The organism is Paenibacillus sp. GXUN7292, from assembly GCF_050864975.1.
Taxonomy (GTDB): domain Bacteria; phylum Bacillota; class Bacilli; order Paenibacillales; family Paenibacillaceae; genus Pristimantibacillus.
On the sequence record NZ_JBOZWO010000018.1, the window covers coordinates 67,773 to 91,700 of the forward strand.

Genomic DNA, 23,928 nt, shown 5'->3' on the forward strand with positions numbered 1-23,928 from the left:
AGAATGAATAATAGCATGTCAGAACAAATATAGGCTTTTCAAAATGATGAATCTATTCGCTTAATGAATCAATTTTGCGGACGGATTCATTTTTTTACATTAGATTAACTTGATATATCTCTTCACCCTGTGTTACTATTAATCGACAGACAGTCGGTCGAATGGAGGTGTGAACATGAGAGTTGTAAAAGAGGCAGAAGAACGCAGGAACGAGATCCTTGATGCGGCGGATGAGCTTTTTGCACAGAAAGGCTTTGACGGCACAAGTACAAACGATATTCTCGAGAAGGTCGGCATTGCGCGGGGGACGCTATATTATCACTTCAAATCGAAGGAGGATATTATGGATGCGCTCATTGAGCGATATAATGTCCGTCTATTAAGCGCAGCGCAGGAAGTAGCTTCTGATAAGAGCCTCCCTATAGTCGAGCGGATTATTCGTGTAGTTATGGCATTGAACATAAGCGGCGGAAGCAGCGAGGAAATTATGGAGCATATTCATAAGCCGCAAAACGCTTTGATGCATCAAAAAATACAAAAGGTCATTATTAATGGCGTTCCGCCGATATTGGCGGGGATAATCCGTGAAGGCATTGAGCAAGGAATGTTCCATACGCCGTTTCCGTATGAGTGTATGGAAATGGTTGTGATCTATGCGACTACTGTTTTTGATGATGACATGATTGCGATGACGAACGAGGAGCGCTTCTCACGAATGGTTGCTTTTATAAGTAATGTAGAAAGGCTGCTTGGCGCAGAAAGCGGCAGTCTGATGGAAACCTTGAAGATGTTTGGTGTAGAGGATGAAGAGGCTTGAACAGGGGTGACTTATGTATAACAGAATAATCCGCAATGATATATCAAAAAGTAAGCTGATCACGTTGACTACCATGATATTTGTTGCTGCTGCAGCTATGCTTGTATCGCTTGCGGCGATACTTATTGTAAATCTATCAGGCGCAATAGATACGCTTATGAAGCGGGCGGAAACGCCGCATTTTTTGCAGATGCATACAGGGGAAATAGATACGGCAAGGCTGACGGAATTTGCCCAAAAAAACAGTACTGTTGACGAATTTCAAGTGTTGGAATTTCTTAATATTGACGGCGCGCGGATTAAATTAGGCGAAAGCTCGCTGGCGAATAATGTGCAAGACAATGGATTTAGTGTCCAAAGCGAAAAGTTCGACTATTTGCTTGATCTTGATGGAAACATCATTAGCGTTTCCGACGGCGAGCTTTATGTGCCGGTTAACTATATGAACCATGCTAAGATCGGCGACAAGGCCATAATAAGCGGCAAGGAATTGACGATTGCGGGATTTTTGCGCGATTCACAAATGAATTCTATGCTTTCCTCTTCTAAGCGATTTCTAGTTAGTGCAAAAGATTACACAGAAATGAAGAGCTTAGGAAGCACAGAGTATTTGATCGAATTCAGATTAAATGATTTATCAGCATTAGGGGCTTTCGAAGCAGCCTATGCCTCTGCAGGACTTGAAGCGAATGGACCAACGATAACCTTTCCCTTGTTTAAAATGCTTAATGCTATTTCTGACGGGATGATGATTGGGATCATTTTGCTGGTCAGCATGCTCGTCGTTGCTATCGCTTTTATGTGCATACGTTTTACGCTGCTTGCAAAAATTGAAGATGACTATCGTGAAATTGGCGTAATGAAGGCAATAGGGCTGCGGGTTTCCGACATAAAGAAGATTTACATTGCAAAATACGCAGTGATCGCGGCGGCAGGCAGTATAGCAGGCTTTGTCCTTTCATTTCTTTTCAAAGGGATGCTTCTCGAAAATATCCGGCTTTATATGGGGGAAAGCGAAAATTCGTCTTTTGCGCCGCTTTTCGGAATGATTGGCGTAGTAATTATATTTGTTGCCATTATTGCCTACGTAAGTGGAGTGCTGAAACGGTTTCGTAAAATATCCGCTGCCGAAGCTATACGCTTTGGCGTTTCACCGGAAAAGACGGCGGGAGCAAAGTATTTGCGTCTTAGTGGGAACAGGCTGTTTAATACGAATGTTTTTCTGGGAATTAAAGATGTTCTCGCAAGAAAAAAGCTTTATGCTACTATGCTTCTGGTATTCATACTTTCATCATTTATTATGATTGTTCCGCAAAACCTGCATAACACGATTTCCTCAAAAAGCTTTATCGAATATATGGGGGTTGGAAGCTATGATATGCGCATTGATCTTCAGCAGACGGATCGTATGTCTGAAAAAGCCGCCGAAATCATACAGAGTATGAAAAGCGACAGCGACATTTCAAAGTATGCCGTGCTTACTACAAAAACGTTCAAAGTAAAGGCGGAGAGCGGCACGCATAAAAATATTAAAATTGAGCTTGGCGATCATTCCGTATTCCCTATTGCCTATTCTCATGGCAAAGCACCTGCTGCAGAAAATGAAATCGCGCTGTCCATTTTGAACGCAGACGAGCTGGGCAAAAAGACTGGTGATAGTATTACTCTGTTCATTGACGGGAAGGAAAAGAGTCTCACAATAAGCGGCATTTATTCTGACATAACGAATGGCGGCAAAACCGCGAAGGCTGTTTTTAACGATAATTCGGCAGACATGCTGTGGTTCGTTATTTGTGCGGAGCTTTCGAATAAAGCTCTTGTTAATGAAAAAACTGCGGAGTATGCGGAACGATTTGCTTTTGCAAAGGTTTCTGATATTGCGCAATTTATATCGCAGACGTTCGGCTCGACAATAGACTCTGTCAAAAAGGCTTCTTACGCGGCCATTGCCATTGCGCTGATTATATCGGTATTAGTTAGTTTATTGTTCATGAAAATGCTTGTCGCGAAGGACAGATATTCGATAGCTGTTTTGAAGGCGTTCGGCTTTACCAATGCGGATATTAATGCACAGTATATTTCACGCTCGGCATTCGTTCTAATTATTGGTATTGCACTCGGCACGCTTCTTGCAAATACGGTTGGAGAAATACTGGCGGGTGCAGTTATTTCCTCCTTTGGCGCTTCGACGTTTCAGTTTGCGGTTAATCCGCTTTCGGCGTATGTGCTTAGTCCGCTGATGATGATAGGCACGGTGCTTATCGCAACAATAATCGGCACATCGGGCGCGGGACAAATTAAAATTTCCGAACATATGAAGGAGTAGGCCTATGAAGAAGATTATTATTGGTGATCGGATCGTAAAGTCTTTCGGGGAGGGCAGTGACAAACGCAATATCCTCGACGGTGTGAACGTTGAAATAAATGAAGGTGAGTTCGTTGCGGTTATGGGACCTTCCGGCTCAGGGAAATCGACGCTGATGTTTGCACTAAGCGGGACGGACAGCATTAATGGCGGAAAGGTTGTTTTTGATGGCAGAGAGTTATCAACGGTCGGGGAAAATGAGCTTGCAGATATACGCAGAACTAAAATCGGATTTGTTTTTCAACAGCCGACCATGCTGAAAAATCTGAATATCCTGGACAATATCATTTTGCCCTCGATGCGTGACAATCGAAAAAACGTTGCAAAAATAACGGAAAAAGCAAGAGCGCTTATGAAAAGGACAGGTATTGCAGAGCTTGAAAAGCGTGACATTACACAGGTATCGGGAGGCCAGCTGCAGCGTGCGGGAATATGCAGGGCGCTTATGAACAGTCCGGCAATTATTTTCGGCGACGAGCCTACAGGTGCGCTTAACTCAAAATCTGCGCAAGAAATTATGGATATATTATCGGAAATCAATTCGGACGGTACTGCGGTTATGCTTGTCACTCATGACGCCAAGGTTGCTGCACGCGCGGAGCGTATTATGTTTATGCGGGACGGAACAATCGTGAGTGATTTGAAGCTGCCGAGGTTTGACGGCGCGGATATGGATGGCAGGATGGAGAAGGTTTCGGTGAAGATGAGGGAAGTAGGCATATAAAAGTGAAAGGAAATTAATGAGACTGTCGATTAATTGTGAGTATACTGAGCAATGATGAAATTCTAAGGGTTGCCACAAACACTATTCGTGCAAAAATGAGGGTTTAAATTTTCTAACGGTTGCAATGGCGCTTAATACCCAAAAAGCACTGATTTTGCTCAAGAAAGGGTACAATAGCGCCCATGACAACCATTACATTTTCAAATGAGCTAAAATAATCGAAATAGCCTCTATGGCAACCGTTAGGCAATTAAAGCAGTGTGATTATAGGATGCGTTTTACCATACGAAGCTGTTTTGAGGTTTGCCAGATTGAAAATAGAGGGGCTGTAAGACTGTAACTCATAACCCTAGTCTAAAGGCTAGGGTCATGCACTTCCTAAGACGGTTATGGCTGGCGAATAAGGAGGTTATACTGGATTTATAATGTAGAGCGTGAGCTTATGAATCCAAAGGAAGTGTGTGAATATGAAGGCAACTGAAGCGACTGCCGCAATGCCGACAGGCAAAGTGAATTGGGTGCTTTTTAATCCGAAAACCTATGCAACGATCCTCTATTTATTGCTGTCTCTCCCGTTAGGGATCATCTATTTTACAATAGCGGTGACGGGTCTTGCTCTATCGATCGGTCTAACTCCACTATTTATTGGAATACCGCTGTTTTTTGGAGTAGCTAAAATTTTAAATGGAATTGTAAGTTTTGAACAAGCTATGATTCGACAAATACTGGGTTTACCGAATGCTCCTGTTTCACCTCCTTACAATCAACAACAGTCTGTGGCTGGGCAAACCTGGTTTATGCGAATGGTGAAAGGTTTTGACAGTGGGCTGTTCATTCGAAATCTGCTGCTCGTATTACTCAGATTTGTAACAGGTATTGTTTTCTTTGTTATAATGGTAACGGTGTTGTCAATTGGACTTGGACTTATTGCTCTTCCAGTCGTGCATATCATTTTGATGAATGAAATTCAGATTGATATTTTGGAGAACAGCCTGTTCAGTTATTTTCATATCGATTGGACCTATAATCAGCAATATATGCTGTACGTAGGCGTTGGCATTGTACTATTTTGGATCGCACTTCGCATCGTGAATGGACTTATGCAAGTCCAGCGCAGAATCATGTATGTGGATGAGCCTTATCAAAAAATGCAGCCGCCAGCGTCCATGCAAGATCCGGTTCAGTCGCAATATTATGAGCACCCGGTTGACCAGCCCACTCAAGGGTTAATACATCCAGCCTTAAGAGAGCTTTAGAAGCTCTCTTTTTTTGATTCGAATTGCTCCTAATGGTGCGGACACTAATGACCGTTAGCGCTCATTTTTGGCCAACTTCCACATTCTAGCGGACAGAAATATCCGTTAGCGGGAAAAAAGCTAAAGAATTCGACGGAATGTTCCTCTAATGGTCATAAGTGTCCGCATATGCAACAAAAAGACTGTTTTTTGGTTCTAACGGTCATGGATGACCGCACCGCAAATAGCGACGCATCGTTTGTTCTTTACACGATGAAGCAAGTTAGATCACCGATGTTTGTTCTTTACACGATGACGGCAAGTTAGATCACCGATAGGTGATTTTGTTCTTTTTACGGCCGTAAAACTTAATTAATCCTTACTCCATAGTCGAGTGCTTTCTTCGGTATTCACCTGGTGTAATGCCTGTAAACTTCTTAAACATACGGATGAACGAATTCACGTTGCCGTATCCTACTTTCTCCGCAATGGTCTGTACATAAAGACTTTGATTCTGCAGCAGCTGTTTGGCACGGTCGATCCGCAGGTTGTTGACATAATCCATATAATTATTTCCTGTTTTTTCTTTGAAATAGGTAGAGAGGTAGCCGCTGGATATGTTTAGCTTGTCAGCTAAAAAATCTAAGGAAACATCCGCATCCAGGTGATCATTCAAATAATTAGTAACAAATCGAATCGTAGGATCATGGTTTTTCTCTTGTTCAGCTAGTCTGTTCGTGACCGATTCGACGAAAGAAGTAAGCAGCTGCTTTATTTCATTAGCCGTGTGGCATTGATTAATTTGTTCATGGAGATCGTTCATGGCTGCTCCATTATGCAGCTGTAATACAGGAAACTCTTTCTTTACTTTAGTAATTATTGTTTGGCAGAAATCGTAAATCTGGGCCGCTGGCGCCTCGTTGTCAAAAAATGGTTGTAATAAGCGGAATAGCATATCGATTGTGGCATCTGCATTGCCGCAGCTTAATTTGGTTAAAAACTCCTGTTCCTGTACCGTCGTCCACCAGGTAGAGGCTTTTTTTGATTCTAATGCCGTAATGATTTGAGTATCGTCACGCAGCGCACGTTGTTCTAGGAGCCGCAAAGTTAACTGGTAAGCCATCGTAAGCTGTGAGGAATGGTTTTCTACTGGACTAAGTGCAATAGTAGCAGCGCAGTATGTTTTATCAATGTCAAAAACTTGTTTCATACGCTCTAGAATAGGCATGATATTCTCTTGATCCTGAAGAAACACGATAGATAAAATCTGGTCTTTTTCTATTTGAAAGGTATGCGTATCTGTGAAGTTTTCGGATAAAATGCAATTAATAAATTCTCTGAAATAGTAGGTTACCTTCTCTTCATTCGACTCTGCTTGGCCGTTGGCAACGGATTTAAACGATAACCGGGCTAGAATAAGGACGAATGGCTTATCAGCGAAATGAAGCTCCTGCATACTATGCATGCCTGTGTGGATCCTTTTCAGCTTATTGATATAAGCGTAGTATTGGACTAACGAGTTTTTGGTAGCGAGATCTTCTTGAATCGTATGGTTGGCGAGCAGAATATCCGATATTTTGCTGCTAATGGCGTCAAATTCCTTAATCTTGCTTTGTAGAGGAACGGTTGAGCGGGAGTCTTGCATCGATTCTATTATTTTTTTGATCGGATTATTGAACTTGACTGACAGCCAAACGGAAATGATAAAGCTAATAATGACAGAAGCGATAAGCAGTGTGAAAAATATAATTTTTAAATTTAAAATTTTGGACGAGATATGGTGAAGCGGAATCGTGTTAATATACGTTAGTTTGGAAGCGTTTCCTTTTTTATAAAAGTAGTAACGGTTGCCTATTTTTTCATAGCCGCTGCTTTGTTCGAAATTCGGAAATGAATCCGGCGAGTATTGACGGTCAGATGAGAAAATGACCCGGTTTTCGTTATCCAAAATCATAAAATTGTTGTTGATTGAATGATGGAAAGCCCGAAACAGCTTGCCCGTATCCAAAAAAGCAATAATCGATAAGTTAGCCTCATAACGGTTGTTCGCCACGAGCGGGATATAGTTGCCGGTATAGCTCCTGGAGCCTAAGTTCAAATCTGAGAAGTCGGCGGCAGGATAAATACGGAACAAAAATTGTTGACTCAGTTCGTGTTCCCAAAAGTCAGCGTCAAAGCTGTCGTTTAAATAATATTTTTCTATAAAATCACTGTATGGAATAACATTGTTTTTTTGGACAATATATGATTTGTCTTTGAAATAAAGGATGACGTTATCTAAATAAAACAAAGGATTGGTTACGAGAAGCTCCAATTCTTTCCGAACCTGATCGGCAATAATATAATCAGGCTCACTATTGTTGCTGAGCATAGTTACTTTACTATTGAAAGATTGGCTTAATAATACATTTCTAATTAATACGAGATGGTTTTCGTAGCTGTCTACCGTATTTTTGAGATTCAATTCATTATATTTAATAATTTCATCGTATATGTTTTTTTGGAAAATATTAAACGACATATAGCTAAAGGAAACGAGTAAGGTGACGATAAGCAAGAAGCTTGCAATTAAACGAATAAACAGTGATTTTGATTTATCCGTAATGGAGAGCAGGTTTACTATAGTGCCACCGCCTTATTTCAAAATTGTCCAGTAATTACCTTCCCATATTATAACTTAATATCGGCTTTAGAGAATATGCAATTGTTCGACTTAATCGACAGATCTACCATTACATTGAAAAAGGAATGAAATTATACAAATATATCGATTTTTTATTTTGCAGAATTCGTTTACAGTAGCCTTAAATACCGATTTGCAGATTGAATCGCGGGAGGAGTTACGATGCATGCAGAAAGAGACCGTCATCAACAACAGAACGCTGCTTGTTAATAGGAGCAAGAAAGCGCGCTGGGTGAAACAGTTCCATACGAATAAATATTTATTACTCTTGTTTTTACCTTGCTTGTTATATTATATCCTTTTCAAATATGTACCTATATTCGGTATCGTTATTTCATTCAAGGATTATAACCTCTTTAAAGGAATATGGGCGAGCGAGTGGGTCGGCTTCAAATACTATACGATGTTTTTCAATAATCCTGATTTTTACAAGTTATTGCGAAATACGCTTTTGATTGGTCTTTATAAATTACTATTTGAATTTCCAGCTCCAATTATTATGGCTTTATTGCTTAATGAATTGAGAAATCAAATGTTTAAGCGATTCGTTCAAACCGTAAGCTACTTGCCGCATTTCATATCTAATGTTGTCGTTGCTGGCATGGTCACGTTATTTCTTTCACCTTCCTTTGGGATCGTCAATAAAGTGATTGCATTTCTAGGCTTTAAGCCTATCAATTTTATGGTGATGCCGGAGCTGTTTCGTTCAATTTATGTTAGTTCGGAAATTTGGCAGCATCTGGGATGGTCGGCGATTATTTATTTGGCTGCCATAACGGCTATTGATCCTCAGCTTTATGAAGCGGCTGAAATGGATGGAGCAAACCGTTGGAAAAAGGCAATCCATGTTACGGTCCCAGGGATTCTGCCTGTCATTGTCATTTTATTCATTTTAAATGTAGGGCAAGTATTGGAAATCGGTTTTGAAAAAGTATTTTTGCTATACAATGCGGCTACATATGAAACCGCTGACATCATAAGCACTTACGTATATAGAACGGGTATCGTACAAGGTAATTTCAGCTATGCGGCCGCCATTGATTTATTCACGGGGCTGATCAGTCTGGTCTTCCTTACTAGCGCGAATTATTTAAGCAGAAAATTTAGTGACGAGAGCTTGTGGTAAAGGAGAGGAATCAAGTTGAGGGTTAGGAAAATCAATGCATTTACGATTGTTAATACGATCATTATGCTGCTGGTTATAGTGGCGACTTTGTATCCTTTCGTATACATGGCTGCTGTATCACTGAGTGAGGATATCTTTGTTATGAAGGGAGAAGTTACTTTATGGCCGAAGGGAATCAACTTTAAAACCTATGAGCTCGTGCTGAACGATGGGCGAATTTTGATGGCTTACAAAAATACGATTTTGTATACGGTACTAGGTACATTTCTAGCTCTGCTCTTTACATCGATGGGAGCCTATGCGCTGTCCAAAAAGCAGTTTATTTTCCGCAAAGGATTTTTGTTGATGATCGTGTTCACGATTTTGTTCAACGGCGGTATGATTCCGACATTTCTTGTTGTGAAAGAGCTTGGCATTATAGATACGATATGGGCGATGGTGCTGCCGGGCGTTATAAGTACATGGAATTTGATTGTGCTGCGCACATTTTTTTCAAATATTCCTCAAGAGGTGGAGGAATCCGCGCGAATCGACGGCTTAAACGATATCGGTATTTTTTTAAGAATTGTTCTTCCTCTTTCTAAACCGGCACTCGTTACGATCGGGTTATTTTACGCGGTAGGGATATGGAATAATTTTTATTTGCCGTTACTATATTTGCGCGATGCGAATTTGTTTCCGCTGCAAGTGATTTTGCGCAACATTGTCATTGCAGGGATTTCGAATTTGAGTGAAACAACTAGAGCAGATCAAATTGTTATGGAAGAATCATTGAAGTATACCGTAATTATGGTAGCAACTGTTCCCATCCTCTTGGTATACCCGTTTCTCCAGAAGTATTTTGTCAAGGGAGTTATGATCGGGGCAGTCAAGGGTTAATGAATAGATCCGTTTGAAGAGTTGGGAAAATATGATAAGCGGGGGAAGTGCAGAATGAGAAAAACGGTAGTTTTATGCATGACAATTGTATTAATGCTTACACTTGCAGTTGGATGTGCGAGCCAGAAGGAAGAGGGCAATACATCACCGGCAAAAGAAACGGGTACAGTGCCAGCGCCGGAAACGACGAAGGCTGTTGAACCAGGATCCGTGAAAGAGCAAACGTTTACCATGTTGACTGAAAGTCATCCTACATGGCCGTATCAGAAGGATTGGCTCATTTGGGATATGTACAAAGAAAAAACAGGCGTTACGCTGGATGTACAGCTTCCATCGGGTAAGTTGCCGGAAACGCTAAATCTAGTTATTGCTTCAGGAAATATGCCTGATCTGATGTATATGACTACACATGCGGATGCGAATCGCTTCGGTGAGCAAGGAGCTTTGGTTAATATTCTTGATTATGTTGATTCCATGCCGAATTTTAAAGCATGGATGGAGAAGTATCCTGCTGCAGCGGAGCAGGCAATGTCAGCTGACGGGAAAATGTATATGTTCCCGAACGAAGGCTTTGGTGAGACAAATCGTATGATTTGGCTGTATCGCGAAGATGTATTTAAGAAGCATAATTTGAATGTGCCGACGAACTATGACGAATTGTATGATGTGCTTAAACAGCTGAAGGAGCTCTACCCTGACAGCTACCCGCTCGCATGGCGTGATGGATTGGATAAGCTGTTGAATATGGGACCGGCGTTTCAAACCTGGTATAAAGAATATTATGACTTCGATAAGAACGAATGGCGTTACGGACCGACGGAAGACAGCTACAAGGAAGCCGTGCAATATTTGCATAAGTTTTATAAAGATGGTTTAATTCCGCCAGAGTGGCTATCGATCGATACGAAGCAATGGCAGGATATCGTGTCTACGAATAAAGCTTTTATTACGATTGATTATATCGGCCGGATTGATTTTTTCAACTCGGCTCTGCGTCCGGAAAATCCGGAGTTCAATATGGCTTTCATGGAACCGCCGGCTGGCCCTAATGGCAAGCAATTAAATGCATCCGTGCATTTTCTTGAAACAGGCTTAACTGTAGCTTCTACATCGAAAAAAATTCCGGAAGTTATGAAATTTATGGACTTCTATTATACGGAAGAAGCAAGAGAGATGGCGAGCTGGGGGAAAGAAGGCGTGACTTTCACCAAGGAGAACGGTATTAAGAAAATCGTTCCGGAGTACAAAGAGATTGGAGAATTAAGAACGAAGACGGGACTTGCAACAGACGGTGCCTACACCTGGATCGATTATGACGCACATTTGTCTATGGCCACGCCAGAACTGCAAGAGGCTTATAAACAGGCGAGAAAATTTGACGCGCCTTTTCAGCCGAATCCTGCTTTGAATCAAAAAGAATCAGAAGTGATTTCATTGACGGGCGAAGCCATAGAGAAGCATCGTGAAGAAAACATTGCCCAATTTATTTTTGGCAATAAGAGCTTTGACAAATGGGATGATTATGTAAATGAGGCAAATAAGCTGGGCGTTGATAAAATTCTCGAAATATACACAAATGCGTATGAGAGAATTCGGAAATAATCGAAATAATCTGTAGGGGCGATAAACGGGATGGCATGTGGCATTCAGAGTGAATTAATATAAAAGGAGTTGAAAGGTTCATGTATAAATCTATGAAGCTTCTGGCAATTCCATTAATTATATCATTGCTGACGATATTACCGGTTAATATTTCCACAGCGGCGAGCACCAATGTAGCAGCAGGCAAGCTGCCGACTTGCAGCGGAGCGATAAACAGCCCGGCGTATACTACAGACGGAAACACCTCCACTGGAAATTACACTTCGGTCGCAACGGGAGTGACCTGGATCCAGATTGACTTTGGAGCGAGCTATGACATCAACAAGGTGAATCTATGGCATTATTACGGCGACGGAAGAACGTTCCACGATGTGATTGTTCAGCTATCCAACGATTCCAGCTTTACCTCCAAGACAACTGTGTTCAATAATGACGCGGATAATAGTGCAGGTCAGGGTATTGGAACCGATGCGGAATACGCGGAAACTAGCAGTGGAAAAGAGATCACTTTTTCGGATGTGAATGCGAGGTATATACGATTGTATACGAATGGAAGCACCGTAAATGCTTATGGCTATTATGTGGAAGTTCAGGCGTGGACATCAGACGGCGGACCGACGCCAACGGTAACGCCAACGGTAACGCCGACACCGACACCGACACCGACTGCCACGCCAACAGCAACGCCATCGACGACACCAACATCGACACCGACACCGACACCAACACCGACACCATCGTCGGGACCGATTATCGTTCAGGATGACTTCAACAGCTATACGAACGGGCAGATTATTACAGACTACACGACTTATCTATCAACCCCTTTTCCTAATGGAGGAACATCTGGCCCTGGCAATCCGTCAAGCCTATGGGAAGCCGATACGGGGAAGTTTGTTGCCGACAATGGCTGGGGCTACTCAGGGAAGCCTAATGAGTGGGGAGACCGTTGGTTCTTCCGTACGAATACGCGCAGCTTCGATATTGGCGATGCCACAATTACCTGGAAATACCGCTCGGCTCCTTATGGACAGGACGGTTATGCTGTAGAATCAAGCGACGCAGTAGACCTGTGGCTTAGGTATCAGACGCAGTACAATTTGTATGTATTGCAGTTCGACAGAACGAATAATGCCGTTGTAGCCAAGCGCAAGGTGCCTGCAACAGGTTGGACGGGACCGTCAAGTCTGATTTCCAACAAAGGCGTTTATTACTCTCTCGTGACAGATGACGATCAGCCGATCTGGGGAGCGGGCAAGCAAGCGATTACCTGGGGCGGGCATAGCTTGCCGAATCTTGCGCATGATTCAACCACCGTATACAATTTTAAAGCTAAAGTTACTAACAAGCCTGGCGGAACCGTACAAATCCAGCTATGGCGCGACGATATATTAATAGCTTCGTGGCTAGACAATAACGATGGTACTGCTGCAAATGGCGAAACGCTGGGCTACCATGTTTCCAAAGGCTATTACAATTCGGTGCCAGGTTGGGAGACTTGGTGGGGACAGCCTATAACTAGAGCTGGAGCCTCTGGTTTTAGAGCCGACAATATTAAGTTCTGGATTGATGATTTTGTCGTTACAGCAAATTAATATGAGAAGTAGATAGAACATCTGATCATACACCTCTTCTGTTTGATAAGTGATTGCTGAAGGCTCTCATTCTATTAAACGAAGAGGTGTTTTTATGACATGTTAGAAAGGTATAAGTTTTTTGGGATGGAAAGTGGACTCTGAGCTTTGAATAAGTAAAAATATTAAAAAAATGAAAGTAAAGACCGATATAGGTAGGTACAGAACATTTCCGAGTGGTGTTTCTAGAATAACTATGTTGTTGATGAAAAAAGTCAAAAGTGAGAGGGAGATGTCAAATAAACAACATAAAAGTGAAGCTAACCGTATTTCTGATCATTCTGCTAGGTTCAACTCCATTTCAATTTATCCAAGCAGCTCCTACAGTTATTGAGAAGTTTGAGGTCGTAGAGTATTGGTATCCTGATGTGCTAATGTACCCTGTCATTGTTTTAGCAGAATATAATAACGGAGTTTATGAACGAAGGCCGAACGGAGCAGGTCTTCCTGATGGCATTTTAGCTTATTGCTTTGATAGGTCCAGAGATTATCCACTTATGAATAATCTTCCAGGTTATCGTGCCGGTGAAGAGTTCTTTTCACCACTTGAAGAAATTAACAACTACTCCCTTAATGGAAAGGCGATAGATGGGAAGATGTTAAGAGCGATTCTGCTCAATGGTTTTCCAACGAAAAGTGTTGCAGACTTACAAGCGGCCGCTGGTATTACAGGTTTGGACGAAAGTATGGCACTTAGGGCTACGCAATTTGCCATTTGGCATTACACTAATGGAGCGAATTTGGATGACTGGCGTGGGCAGCATTATCCGCCAACAACAGCGGGAGAGGATTTGTTTAATTACTACATCAGTTTAGATCCTATAGAGCCAACGTATACAAAAACGGATGTGGATGTATTTGATCAGCAATTATCATTTGATGCGAATGATAACCTTGTTGTATCGGTATCCTATAAAGCAACAGAAAAGAACTATGATGGAACTGTCATTATACCAACAGTCCAGCTTGATAGTGCTACGGATGCTAGATACCCAAATGCGACTGTGGTTGAATCAACATACACCAATGTCAGTCCTGACAGTAGGACGATCACAATTACAATCGCTAACGGCGATTATGATGATACGGCTTCGGATGTAGAAATTGGTCTCCAATTTATGATGGGGCAATCTGTCAACGATGTGTTTATCACTTCGTCAGTGAGATATGCTGATGACATTCAAGATTTAGGTGCGGTCGCAGCTAATGTATTGGATGTGCAAAGAAATGTGCTATTGAGCTTTAATAATCCCATGGCTCCAACACCAACGCCAACGCCGACGCCAACGCCGACGCCAACACCGACGCCAACATCAACACCAACAGAAGAAACAGAACTGGCAGAAGAGCCAACACCGACGCCAACATCAACGCCAACAGAAGAAACAGAACTGGCAGAAGAACCAACACCGACACCAACATCAACACCAACAGAAGAAACAGAACTAGCAGAAGAGCCAACACCAACGCCAACAGAAGAAACAGAACTGGCAGAAGAACCAACACCAACGCCAACAGAAGAACCAGAACTGGCAGAAGAGCCGACACCAATGCCAATCGAAAATGAAGAAATAAACGTCCTTCCTAAAACGGGTGAGGCGAGCAAATCTTTATTTTATGTTGTAGGAGCGGTATTTATAGCCGTCGCTCTGTGGCTATTAAGAAGAGATAGCGTGGGTAGAGGTTGAATAAATGATGCGTTTTGAAAAAATGGCCGAGAGCTACTCGAAAGAGGGCTGTCGGCCTTTCTAGTTGTTTGTCATAAAGTGTTGTCGTTATAAAATAGCAACTAGTTTTCAAATATATATTTTTAAATATTTTGCAGGAGTAACCGCAGTTCTTGTCGAAATGGTTCGTATTATGCGATTAATCCATACAACCACCTTTAAATATATAGCTATTTTTATCGGATCCATGATCTTGCTTCTATGCCTGCGGTGGGCGTGGACTGAACAATTTTATACCTCGCCGTCCCCTCGAGCCGTGGATGGCGTACTTGACTTGCGAGGAGTCGATTTGGAGAAATCCTCCTCTTTTTTTATGGACGGCCAATGGAAATTGTACCCAGGGACATTCGTTTCCCACGAGGATATACAGGTAAAGGAAACCGATTCCCGCCTCGTACAGGTGCCGGGAGATTGGGGAAGCGTACTGAACCCGGATTCCGGTTCCTCGTACGGATACGGAACGTATCGGCTGCACATTCTTATCGATCCGCTGCGGCAGCCCGTTACATTTTGGTTTAAAAGTATTCAAGCATCGTCGGAAGTGATCATAAACGGCATCGAAGCGGGCATGATCGGCCAACCTGCTGCAAACGCAGGCGAATACAAGCCCTTCAATGTCCCATACACTGCATCCTACGGTCTTGAAGGAACGACGGAGATCGAATTGCTTATTCGTGTAGCCAACTTCGACGAACCGTTCAATGGCGGGATCACGCACTCCATCCGCTTCGGCACGCAGGCCGCGATCGACAATGTGCGTTGGTACTCGATCGGGTTTCAGCTGGTGATGTCTGTTATTTTGCTGCTTCACGGTTTGTTTGCTTGCATTATTTATTTATTCAACCCCAAGGAACGGGCTTTGTTCGTCACGTGTCTGTTGATGTTGGCTGCCGCAATAGCCATTTTAAGCGACTACGATAACGTATTATTGTTATGGCTGCCGATCAATTATACATGGGCAATCAAGATCAGACTGATTTCCCTCCTGTGGCAAAACTTTTTTCTACTCTATGTTTACAGAAAATTCGCTTCGGCCCCTTCACGCAACGTATGGCTACGTGCATACGTCGCGGCGATCGTTGCGCTGACCGGGCTGTTGGTCGCTGCACCCGCTTCATGGGTCAATGGAATCATCGATTTAAAAATATTCAGCGCTTTTCATTTCATTCCATACGTCTGGTTTATATACATCGTCGGAACGATGATATTCAAGAAGCTGGCCGATCCAGATATCGTCTACTTACTTATCACCGCGGCTGGCATTATATCTCACTTGTCATGGAGCATTGAGGAGTCCGCTAAAAACGTGTCGACTGTTTATTATCCGATCGATCTTATGGTGGGGTTCGTTGGTTTTTCCACCTATTGGTTCAAAAAATATTTTCGTCACTCGCGGGAAAACGCCCAGTTAAATGAGCAACTGCGGAGAGCTGACAAGCTGAAAGACCAGTTTCTCGCCAATACGTCGCACGAACTGCGAACGCCGCTGCATAGCATTATGAATATCGCTCAAACCGTCGTAAACAAAGAGCAGGAGAAGCTGACCGCAGGAAGCATGAAAAATATGCAGCTGCTCATTATGATCAGCAGGCGCATGTCGCATATGCTCGGCGATTTGCTCGACGTCGCGCGGCTGAAGGAGCATCGTATCGTGCTGCAGCAAGAACCCTTGCGCATTCAATCGATCGTTCCTGGCGTCATCGGCATGCTGAGATTTATGGTGGATGGCAAGCCAATTCAACTGCGCATGGACATTGGAGAGTCGCTGCCGCCTGTATTGGCCGATGAGAAAAGACTTGTGCAGATTCTGTATAACTTGTTGCACAACGCCATCAAATATACGGAAGAAGGCACGATCTCCATTGCCGCCGAGACGTTGGACGGACGCGTCCTTATTGTTGTCTCCGACACCGGGGTAGGCATGGATGAGGAAACACAGGCGCGCGTGTTTCTCCCTTATGAACAAGGGGCATACGGCATAAGCGACGGCAGAGGGCTCGGACTTGGTCTTAGCATCTGCAAGCAGTTGGTCGAATTGCACGGCGGCATATTTACCGTCCGCTCCGAACTTGGCAAAGGTTCCGTATTCCGTTTCGATCTGCCCTTAGCCGACGAGACGGTTGTTCCTTCGTCGCAACCTCTCAGCCAGGCAGCGGACGGAGAGGAAGACTGGCCGGCCGGATCGATCATGCCAGGCACTGCGGTCGGCGAACTGGAGGCGGCGGTCGCCGCTGAACTAGACTCGCCGTTTCTGTACGAGGGCAAGGTGAATATTATGGCCGTTGACGACGACCCCGTCAATCTGAAAGTGCTCACCGGCATTCTGTCGGCGGAACCGTACAATATCACAACCGCTCAATCCGCCTACGAAGCGTTGGAAATGTTAAATACCGGCGGGCAATGGGATCTGCTCGTTGCCGACGTCATGATGCCGCATATGTCTGGTTATGAGTTGACAAAAAAAGTGCGGGAGCGCTACTCCGCATTCGAGCTTCCGGTTGTGCTGTTGACCGCGCGCAGCCAGCCAGCCGACATTTACGCCGGATTTTTGGCAGGTGCGAACGATTATGTGACCAAGCCCGTAGACGCGCTGGAGCTACGTTACCGAATCAAGGCGTTAGTGACGTTAAAGCAATCGATCAACGAACGATTGCGTCTGGAAGCGGCCTATTTGCAGGCGCAAATCCATCCTCACTTTTTGTTAAACACGCTGAATTCGATTATGGCGTTAAGCTATATTGACACGGAGAAGATGCGCAAGATGGGGGATGCATTTGCGTCGTATTTGCGGATCAGCTTTCACTTTCTCAATACGGGGGAATTGGTCGAGCTTGCCCATGAATTGAAGCTTGTTGAAGCCTATTTGTACATTGAGAAGGAACGGTTCGGTGACAGGATTTCTGTCATATGGGAAGTAGAACCTGACATCCGCTTGATGCTCCCTCCGCTGTCCATACAACCGCTCATAGAGAATGCCGTCAAACACGGCCTTCTGAGTCGTAACAGCGGTGGCACGATTCATATTCAGATAGCACGGCAACACAATTCCACGCTTATTGAAGTGAAAGATAACGGCAAAGGCATGGAACAAGAAATGGTTCGGCAACTGTTAAGCCCAATGAGGAAAGGAAAGGGAGGAATCGGTCTGTCCAACACGAACCGGCGCTTGTTCCAGCTGTACGGCCGCGGCTTGTCGATCGCAAGCCAGCCCAATGAAGGAACGACCGTATCGTTCGTCATTCCGGACAGCTGAACTACGCAGGGTGCTCGTCAGCAAATGACTTAAGGGGCCAGCACGGCTTTCTTCGCCCTCAGGCTCTCTTCTTTCACAATAAGCTTGAAACATTTCGCCCCAGAAATTATATAATTTTTCCGTTAAGCTACGGATACGATAGTTGAATGAAACATGAAGGCAGCCAGCCAATGATCGGCTGCCTTCTGTCGTTGAAGTAACGGGCAGGCAGACCGGAACTCGCTCTTTACAATCGAACGTACATTCGGTAAAATTAGATTGGATCATTTTTCCATTAAAAAGTAAATGAACGGAGAGATGTTTACTTATGATTATTGAAACCAAGATCATCGAGAAACCAGCCTTTAGCGTCATTGGCATTACAGAAACGATTCATTTTGATCCTTCTTTGCCGCCCTCACAGAACTCCATTGCAAAGCTATGGAGTCGATTCAGCGAGCGTATTGACGAAATTCCAGGTATTCTTGGCTCGCGCAGCATTGGACTCATTTTGCAGCATCCGGACAACTCTCCTAACAAGCCATTTGATTATACGGCCGCCGCGCAAATCTATCGGGACGGTGACATTCCTGAGGGGATGTGCCGTATTGAGGTTCCGGCTGCGCGTTATATCGTGTTGACTCATCGAGGCCGACTGGATGACATTGGAAGCACGTTCCGTCATTTCTGGGGAGAGTGGTTGCCTAACAGTTCTTATGTTTACGATGGCGGTACAAGCACAGGCAAGTATGAGTTCGAGTTTTACGATCAGCGCTATACGCATCCAGACGATCCGCACTCTGAGATTGACTTGTATTTTCCTATTCGAGCCAAATAATTTTGAGAAGCTGGATGAATAATTGGTAGGCAAGGATGCCGTTTCAGCGGTTAATGCCATTGTGTTGGCTCATAAAATGTAGTTTAACTGGTTTAACAGCATGACTTCGACCTCCACTTTTTTATCGAAAAAACGATTCTAAATGGATTTTATGCATCTAGTTTTATTGAGTTACTCTATATTTGAGGTTAGTTTAAAGGTAAATCCTGCAAAAATGCAGGATTTATTTGTTTTTTGGCTAAAAAGGGGGATAGCGATCAAAAATCCTGCATTATCGCAGGATTATTTGAAAATGAAAAAAATAAAAAAAGTATAATTTTTTTACATCAATATTGGAATTATCAGAAGGCCATTAAGCTGCTGTGGAGCTTTTTCAACACGCTGTGGTATATGATATAAGTATATTATATAACTCTATCATTGATTTGACCGCGGTGAAATTGCAGATCAATTTGAAATTAGTATGAAAAGCAAGGGAAGTGTATCATGGAAGCGAAATGTATACTGTATATTGAAGACAATCAAGACATCGGACGCTGGGTTCAGGATGAGCTTGAAAAGCGGGGATATGCGGTTCGCTGGCTGTTATCCGGTGAAAATGCGGAAAGTGAAGTACAGGGAAGTCATGTCGTTATTCTCGATATAATGCTGCCTGGACTGGACGGATTCACAATCGGCCAGCGTATGAAGAAAGCAGCGCCTTCGGTGCCGATTTTGCTGCTGTCCGCCCGAGCGGCTGTCGATGATAAACTGCAGGGGCTGCAGTTTGCGGACGATTATGTCACCAAGCCTTTTCACATCGACGAGTTAGCTGCCAGAATTGAAGTCCTGCTTCGCCGCAGCGGAACGGGGCATTCGGATCAAATAAAACTAGGACAGCACATCCTTGCAAATCTTTCCGGACACACGGTGATAAACGAGAGCACTGGAGAAGAAGTGAATCTAACCAGAAAGGAATTCCGAATTCTTGAGTGTTTCCTGCGCCATCCGAATCAGGTCCTTACGCATGAGCAGATATGGGCGGCTGTCTGGGGGAATCATACATCAATGGCGACAAAGCTCTGTCGGTCCATATTCGCCATCTTCGCGAGAAATTGGAGCAAGATCCTAATGCGCCAGAAATCATTCAGACCATACGCGGCATCGGATATCGGGTGAAAATATGAAACAACGCTCTTTTTTCCGAAGGTACTTAGTGGTTCATTTCCTGAGCCTTGTTTTACTCCCCCTAATGATCCTCTTAATGGTAGCTGGAGTGAATCCGTCTTCTGACCAGTCGGGCATAGATACGGCTAGCAGCATATCCGGTTTGATCGGTCTCATCATTATCGTTTTTATTTCCGTTTCAGGGGTGTTTTTTTATCGCCTTCGGCAGCAGCTCATCCGCCTGAAAAAGGCGATGACTGTCCCCGGAGACGGTTCTTGGATTCCAGAACCGATTCCAGAACGAGCATCTGGAATGAATGAAGTGGATCAGTTGGCGGATTCGTTTAACCAAATGATTCGGCAGCTTCGCGATAGCCGCCTGCGGGAGCAAGAAGAAGAAGCGCTCAGGAAGCAGCTGATAGCAAATTTGTCCCATGATTTGCGAACGCCGCTGACCGCACTTCGCGGGCACGCCTCCAGATTGCAAAGGGAACCTCTCAGCCAGGAAGGGGAGGCCTCGCTCACGGCTGTTGATCACACGATTACACATATTAGCGAGCTAATGGATGATCTTTTATCCTATACCTTGCTCACATCGGGCAAATACCCGTACGATCCCGAACCCACCGATATGGTTCGATTTCTGAGAATATCTGTTGCGTCGTGGTATCCGGCATTTGAGAATGCAGGCTTGCAAATAGAAGCGGACTTGCCGCTCGGTGCGACCTTCTCATGGGAAATCGATTCGCAATGGATGACGCGTGTGCTTGGCAACCTGTTTCAAAATGTCCTTCGCCATGCCGTCGATGGACGGTTTATCGGTATTACTGTGGATATCGGGCATGAGCGGTTAATGATTCAAGATCACGGACCGGGGATGGATACCCTGTCTGCCAATCGAGGCGCTGGCATGGGGCTCACGATTGCAAAGTACATGCTCAATGAAATGAGACTGCAAGCCCATTTTAGTTCTGATGCGGATGGGACGACTGTGTGGATCGGAAAAAAATTAGACTAAACTTAGAATAAACCTTCCCTGATTTTAGACTTGGCTCGGTATGATGTGAAGCATAACAAGGAATAGGAAGGTGTTATGCTTGCTCACTATTGAACAGTTAACTAAGTGCCGCGGATCGCACAATATCCTGGACGGTATTAGCTTTAAAGTCAAGCCTGGCCGCGTGACCGGGTTCCTCGGTCCCAATGGCGCAGGAAAAAGTTCTACGCTGAGAATCCTATTGGGACTTGATCAAGCCACATCAGGCACTGCGTTGATCAATGGCGTGCCATACGCCCAGCTTCCCGATCCGCTTACGACTGTTGGCGCCGTTTTTGACGGATCGGGAGCACATCGGTTGCGCACAGGGCGAGCGCATTTGAACTGGATTGTTAGGTCCGCTGGGCTTCCTCGTTCCCGGGTCGATGAAGTCCTCGAAATTGTAGGGCTTGCGCATGCTGCTTCGAAGAGAGTTGGCAGCTACTCGCTTGGTATGGCGCGGCGACTGGGTTTGGCTGCCGCGCTGCTTGGTGATCCGCAAATCCTGATATTGGACGAGCCTACGAATGGGCTTGATCCTGAGGGAATCCGTTGGATCAGGACCTTCCTCCGTGATCGTGCAGCATCGGGGCGCACTGTATTATTATCGAGTCATCTGATGGGGGAAACCGCCGAAACTGTAGACGACATTGTCATTATTAATAAGGGGCAAATTGTAGCGAGCGGTATGCTTGCCGAGATCGTTGGTTCCTATAAGACGTTAGAAGATGCCTTCTTTGCATATACAAGGAGGGACATTTCGTGAAAAAAGCGCTTGCCGCAGAATTTTCAAAGCTTCTTTCCTTACCTGCCATATGGATCGCATTTGCGGCTGGCATACTGGTTGCGCCTGTGATTGCCGCAATCCGATCCTTTCAGGAGCTTTCTGAAATTACAAAAGGCATTCAATCAGCAGTCGAATTCCCTATTGGTTTTGAAGAGCTGGGGTTTGGTGTTGCGGGTGTCATTATTGTTGGCGTTGTAGCAATCAGCAGCGAGTACTTCACCGAGAGTGAGGAATCCGGCGGCGGACGCCAGATAACTGCCAGTTTGACCGCCAACCCATCACGAATTCGTTTTCTAATATCAAAAGCGACTGCCGTTGCAGCGGTTAGCGCCATTCTCGCCATCATTGCGATCACTCTCACCATGGTTGTGATTCGGATCATCCTCGTGGAGCATGCTCCTGCGTTAGGGATAACTGCTTTTCCTCGGCTTCTCGGCGTTGTATGCTATTGGGTGCTTACAGCGCTCATGGCCTTGGGAATTACATTACTGACACGGCACGCCGCTCTGCCTCTGGCGATTTTGATTCTGAACAACTCCGTCATGACCGTGACTTATTTGCTTACACGCGTTACTCCATTGGCGAACTATTTGCCGGATATGGCTGGAATTCGCATGTTTCATGAAATCAAAGATGCCGGCAGTACGCTCACACCGCTTGGGGGCGGTGCAGTCATGGCGGCTTGGGTGACAGCATTATGGATCCTTGGAGCGATTGCCTTTTGTCGGAGGGATGTATGAGTACATTGAAAACACAGTCGTATGGTCAAGAAATGTGTCGGGCGCTAAAGGCCGAGCTGTCAAAGTTAGGTTCGCTGCCGATTACATGGTTTACCCTCGGCGGCACCTTTATCGTCAATCTTGTTTTGGCTTACGCTTTCGCAAAGGCCGGATTGCAGGGCTTAACCTCCTTGCAGAGTACGCTGGAAATCGGACTCGCTTCTGTCAGCTATTCGCAAGCGGGACTTATGATCTTTGGTATACTGGCCGTTTGCTCTGAATATACTGGCGGTCAGATTCGCACGACACTGACAGCAATGCCGCGGCGAGGCATCCAGATTTTCGCTGCGCTATTAGCGCTGACAGTCGTGTTTATTCCTGCATCATTCGTTATCTCCGCTTCTGGCATCTTGCTAACGCAGAGTCTTTACGGCAGCGCTGCGGCTCCTATTGTATGGGGAGATCTTGTGTCCGCCATGCTCGGAGTAAGCGGATACCTCACGCTAACTGCACTGATCAGCGCGGCAACCGGAATTGTTCTGCGCCGGATGCTCCCCGCAGTCGCTGTCATGCTCGGCTATTACTTCATCGCGGGCCCGCTTATACGGGACCACGCAGATTTCGCAAAGTATCTGTCGGATACGGCGGGAGTTGTGATGTGGTTTCCGCCATCAGATCGTGCACTCACTCCTGTGCAAGGCGGTATCCTTTTGGGGGCCTGGACACTTGTTGCGGTCATCATTGCTGCGACTGTATACCGAAAGCGAGATATGTGAATTGGCAACTGGTTGCTGTGCAAGAGGATCGTTTGGCGGACCGTGTTGGTTACAGCGGGTCTGATACAAGGGGTATCTATAGAACCGTTTGCGGGTCTCGAGTTGAGGCTGATTAACAACGAGGTAATCAGATACTTGGATTCAACTGTTTGATATATTCCGAAAAAGCCGCTTCCTGATCTAACATCAGAAAGCGGCTGTCGTTGTTATTAAAACGTATTACTGAAAAATCACTCCGCCTGCACAGTTTATAGCTGTGCCATTAAGCATGTCGGCTCCTGTTGTTGCTGCGAAAATAACAGCCTCGGCAATTGCTTCTGGAGTCGCCGGAATGTTAGGGAGGGGATTTTTCTTTGTTTAGGAAATTATGCATCTATTAAAATTGTGGATAAGTATGTCGAAATGCAAATCGCCTCTCGAAAGATCTGCTATCTGCCGTCATACCTTAACAAGAAGTAAGCATAGCGGTGCAAAAGGGATGATAATGGCGTAGTTCTGTACGTTTGGCGTACGATGCGGCTATTGAGCTCGGTTGGATCCTATTGATGCGGACACTGGCGTCCGTTAGCGCTCATTTTTCGCCAACTTCTACTTTCTAGCGG

The 23,928-nt window shown here is 44.6% G+C and carries 16 protein-coding genes and 1 pseudogene; 16 read left to right on the forward strand and 1 reads right to left on the reverse strand.

Translation table 11 applies throughout. The features are described from left to right. Positions 1–175 precede the first annotated feature (175 nt). From ACRRU2_RS15740 to ACRRU2_RS15755, 4 genes are all read left to right on the forward strand, one after another. Positions 176–817 (forward strand): TetR/AcrR family transcriptional regulator, encoded by a 642-nt coding sequence (locus ACRRU2_RS15740; protein WP_432503113.1) that lies wholly within the window; start codon positions 176–178, stop codon positions 815–817. A gap of 13 nt (positions 818–830) precedes the next feature. After that, complete coding sequence (locus ACRRU2_RS15745) at positions 831–3,143, forward strand: ABC transporter permease (RefSeq protein ID WP_432503116.1); 2,313 nt, start codon at positions 831–833, stop codon at positions 3,141–3,143. Positions 3,144–3,147: 4 nt separating this feature from the next. Then, complete coding sequence (locus ACRRU2_RS15750; protein WP_432503118.1) at positions 3,148–3,906, forward strand: ABC transporter ATP-binding protein; 759 nt, start codon at positions 3,148–3,150, stop codon at positions 3,904–3,906. Between the two features lie 467 nt (positions 3,907–4,373). Continuing rightward, positions 4,374–5,162 carry a sensor domain-containing protein gene (locus ACRRU2_RS15755; RefSeq protein ID WP_432503120.1) on the forward strand — a complete coding sequence of 263 codons (789 nt, stop codon included), beginning with the start codon at positions 4,374–4,376 and terminating at the stop codon, positions 5,160–5,162. Positions 5,163–5,520: 358 nt separating this feature from the next. Here ACRRU2_RS15755 and ACRRU2_RS15760 read toward each other — a convergent pair whose 3' ends face one another. After that, entirely contained in the window at positions 5,521–7,662 is a 2,142-nt protein-coding gene (locus tag ACRRU2_RS15760) for a helix-turn-helix domain-containing protein (RefSeq protein WP_432503122.1), read from the reverse strand. Positions 7,663–7,990: 328 nt separating this feature from the next. On the opposite strand from ACRRU2_RS15760, the gene ACRRU2_RS15765 reads away from it, so the two are divergent. The 12 genes and pseudogenes from ACRRU2_RS15765 (at position 7,991) to ACRRU2_RS15820 (ending at position 23,326) form a co-directional block, all read left to right on the forward strand. Continuing rightward, positions 7,991–8,950, forward strand: coding sequence for an ABC transporter permease (locus ACRRU2_RS15765; protein ID WP_432503124.1), 960 nt, complete (start codon positions 7,991–7,993; stop codon positions 8,948–8,950). A 63-nt stretch (positions 8,951–9,013) separates the two neighbouring features. Further along, on the forward strand, positions 9,014–9,829 hold the full coding sequence (locus tag ACRRU2_RS15770; protein ID WP_432503174.1) for a carbohydrate ABC transporter permease: 816 nt from the start codon (positions 9,014–9,016) through the stop codon (positions 9,827–9,829). A 54-nt stretch (positions 9,830–9,883) separates the two neighbouring features. Further along, complete coding sequence (locus ACRRU2_RS15775; protein ID WP_432503126.1) at positions 9,884–11,431, forward strand: extracellular solute-binding protein; 1,548 nt, start codon at positions 9,884–9,886, stop codon at positions 11,429–11,431. Positions 11,432–11,511: 80 nt separating this feature from the next. Further along, positions 11,512–13,026: a discoidin domain-containing protein gene (locus tag ACRRU2_RS15780; RefSeq protein WP_432503128.1), complete on the forward strand. Its 1,515-nt coding sequence runs from the start codon at positions 11,512–11,514 to the stop codon at positions 13,024–13,026. Between the two features lie 293 nt (positions 13,027–13,319). Next, complete coding sequence (locus ACRRU2_RS15785) at positions 13,320–14,753, forward strand: TQXA domain-containing protein (protein WP_432503130.1); 1,434 nt, start codon at positions 13,320–13,322, stop codon at positions 14,751–14,753. Between the two features lie 172 nt (positions 14,754–14,925). Next, positions 14,926–18,045, forward strand: a complete 3,120-nt coding sequence (locus ACRRU2_RS15790; RefSeq protein ID WP_432503177.1) for an ATP-binding protein — start codon at positions 14,926–14,928, stop codon at positions 18,043–18,045. Between the two features lie 307 nt (positions 18,046–18,352). Beyond that, complete coding sequence (locus tag ACRRU2_RS15795) at positions 18,353–18,862, forward strand: GyrI-like domain-containing protein (RefSeq protein WP_432503132.1); 510 nt, start codon at positions 18,353–18,355, stop codon at positions 18,860–18,862. 486 nt (positions 18,863–19,348) lie between these two features. Continuing rightward, positions 19,349–20,028, forward strand: a pseudogene (locus ACRRU2_RS15800) (response regulator transcription factor). Between the two features lie 77 nt (positions 20,029–20,105). Further along, positions 20,106–21,026, forward strand: a complete 921-nt coding sequence (locus ACRRU2_RS15805) for a sensor histidine kinase (RefSeq protein ID WP_432503134.1) — start codon at positions 20,106–20,108, stop codon at positions 21,024–21,026. 79 nt (positions 21,027–21,105) lie between these two features. Beyond that, positions 21,106–21,810: an ABC transporter ATP-binding protein gene (locus ACRRU2_RS15810; protein ID WP_432503136.1), complete on the forward strand. Its 705-nt coding sequence runs from the start codon at positions 21,106–21,108 to the stop codon at positions 21,808–21,810. Next, positions 21,807–22,571, forward strand: coding sequence for an ABC transporter permease (locus tag ACRRU2_RS15815; RefSeq protein WP_432503138.1), 765 nt, complete (start codon positions 21,807–21,809; stop codon positions 22,569–22,571). Before ACRRU2_RS15810 ends, ACRRU2_RS15815 begins: the two co-directional genes overlap by 4 nt. After that, positions 22,568–23,326, forward strand: coding sequence for an ABC transporter permease (locus tag ACRRU2_RS15820; RefSeq protein WP_432503140.1), 759 nt, complete (start codon positions 22,568–22,570; stop codon positions 23,324–23,326). Before ACRRU2_RS15815 ends, ACRRU2_RS15820 begins: the two co-directional genes overlap by 4 nt. Positions 23,327–23,928: the final 602 nt, after the last annotated feature.

Bases quoted from the DNA above. Each gene is read 5' to 3' on its own strand.
- ACRRU2_RS15765 (WP_432503124.1), top strand. From the start codon at position 7,991: ATGCAGAAAGAGACCGTCATCAACAACAGAACGCTGCTTGTTAATAGG.
- ACRRU2_RS15745 (WP_432503116.1), top strand. From the start codon at position 831: ATGTATAACAGAATAATCCGCAATGATATATCAAAAAGTAAGCTGATC.
- ACRRU2_RS15770 (WP_432503174.1), top strand. From the start codon at position 9,014: ATGCTGCTGGTTATAGTGGCGACTTTGTATCCTTTCGTATACATGGCT.
- ACRRU2_RS15795 (WP_432503132.1), top strand. From the start codon at position 18,353: ATGATTATTGAAACCAAGATCATCGAGAAACCAGCCTTTAGCGTCATT.
- ACRRU2_RS15760 (WP_432503122.1), bottom strand. From the start codon at position 7,662: ATGTCGTTTAATATTTTCCAAAAAAACATATACGATGAAATTATTAAA.
- ACRRU2_RS15750 (WP_432503118.1), top strand. From the start codon at position 3,148: ATGAAGAAGATTATTATTGGTGATCGGATCGTAAAGTCTTTCGGGGAG.
- ACRRU2_RS15775 (WP_432503126.1), top strand. From the start codon at position 9,884: ATGAGAAAAACGGTAGTTTTATGCATGACAATTGTATTAATGCTTACA.
- ACRRU2_RS15755 (WP_432503120.1), top strand. From the start codon at position 4,374: ATGAAGGCAACTGAAGCGACTGCCGCAATGCCGACAGGCAAAGTGAAT.
- ACRRU2_RS15820 (WP_432503140.1), top strand. From the start codon at position 22,568: ATGAGTACATTGAAAACACAGTCGTATGGTCAAGAAATGTGTCGGGCG.
- ACRRU2_RS15790 (WP_432503177.1), top strand. From the start codon at position 14,926: ATGCGATTAATCCATACAACCACCTTTAAATATATAGCTATTTTTATC.
- ACRRU2_RS15780 (WP_432503128.1), top strand. From the start codon at position 11,512: ATGTATAAATCTATGAAGCTTCTGGCAATTCCATTAATTATATCATTG.
- ACRRU2_RS15805 (WP_432503134.1), top strand. From the start codon at position 20,106: ATGGTAGCTGGAGTGAATCCGTCTTCTGACCAGTCGGGCATAGATACG.
- ACRRU2_RS15740 (WP_432503113.1), top strand. From the start codon at position 176: ATGAGAGTTGTAAAAGAGGCAGAAGAACGCAGGAACGAGATCCTTGAT.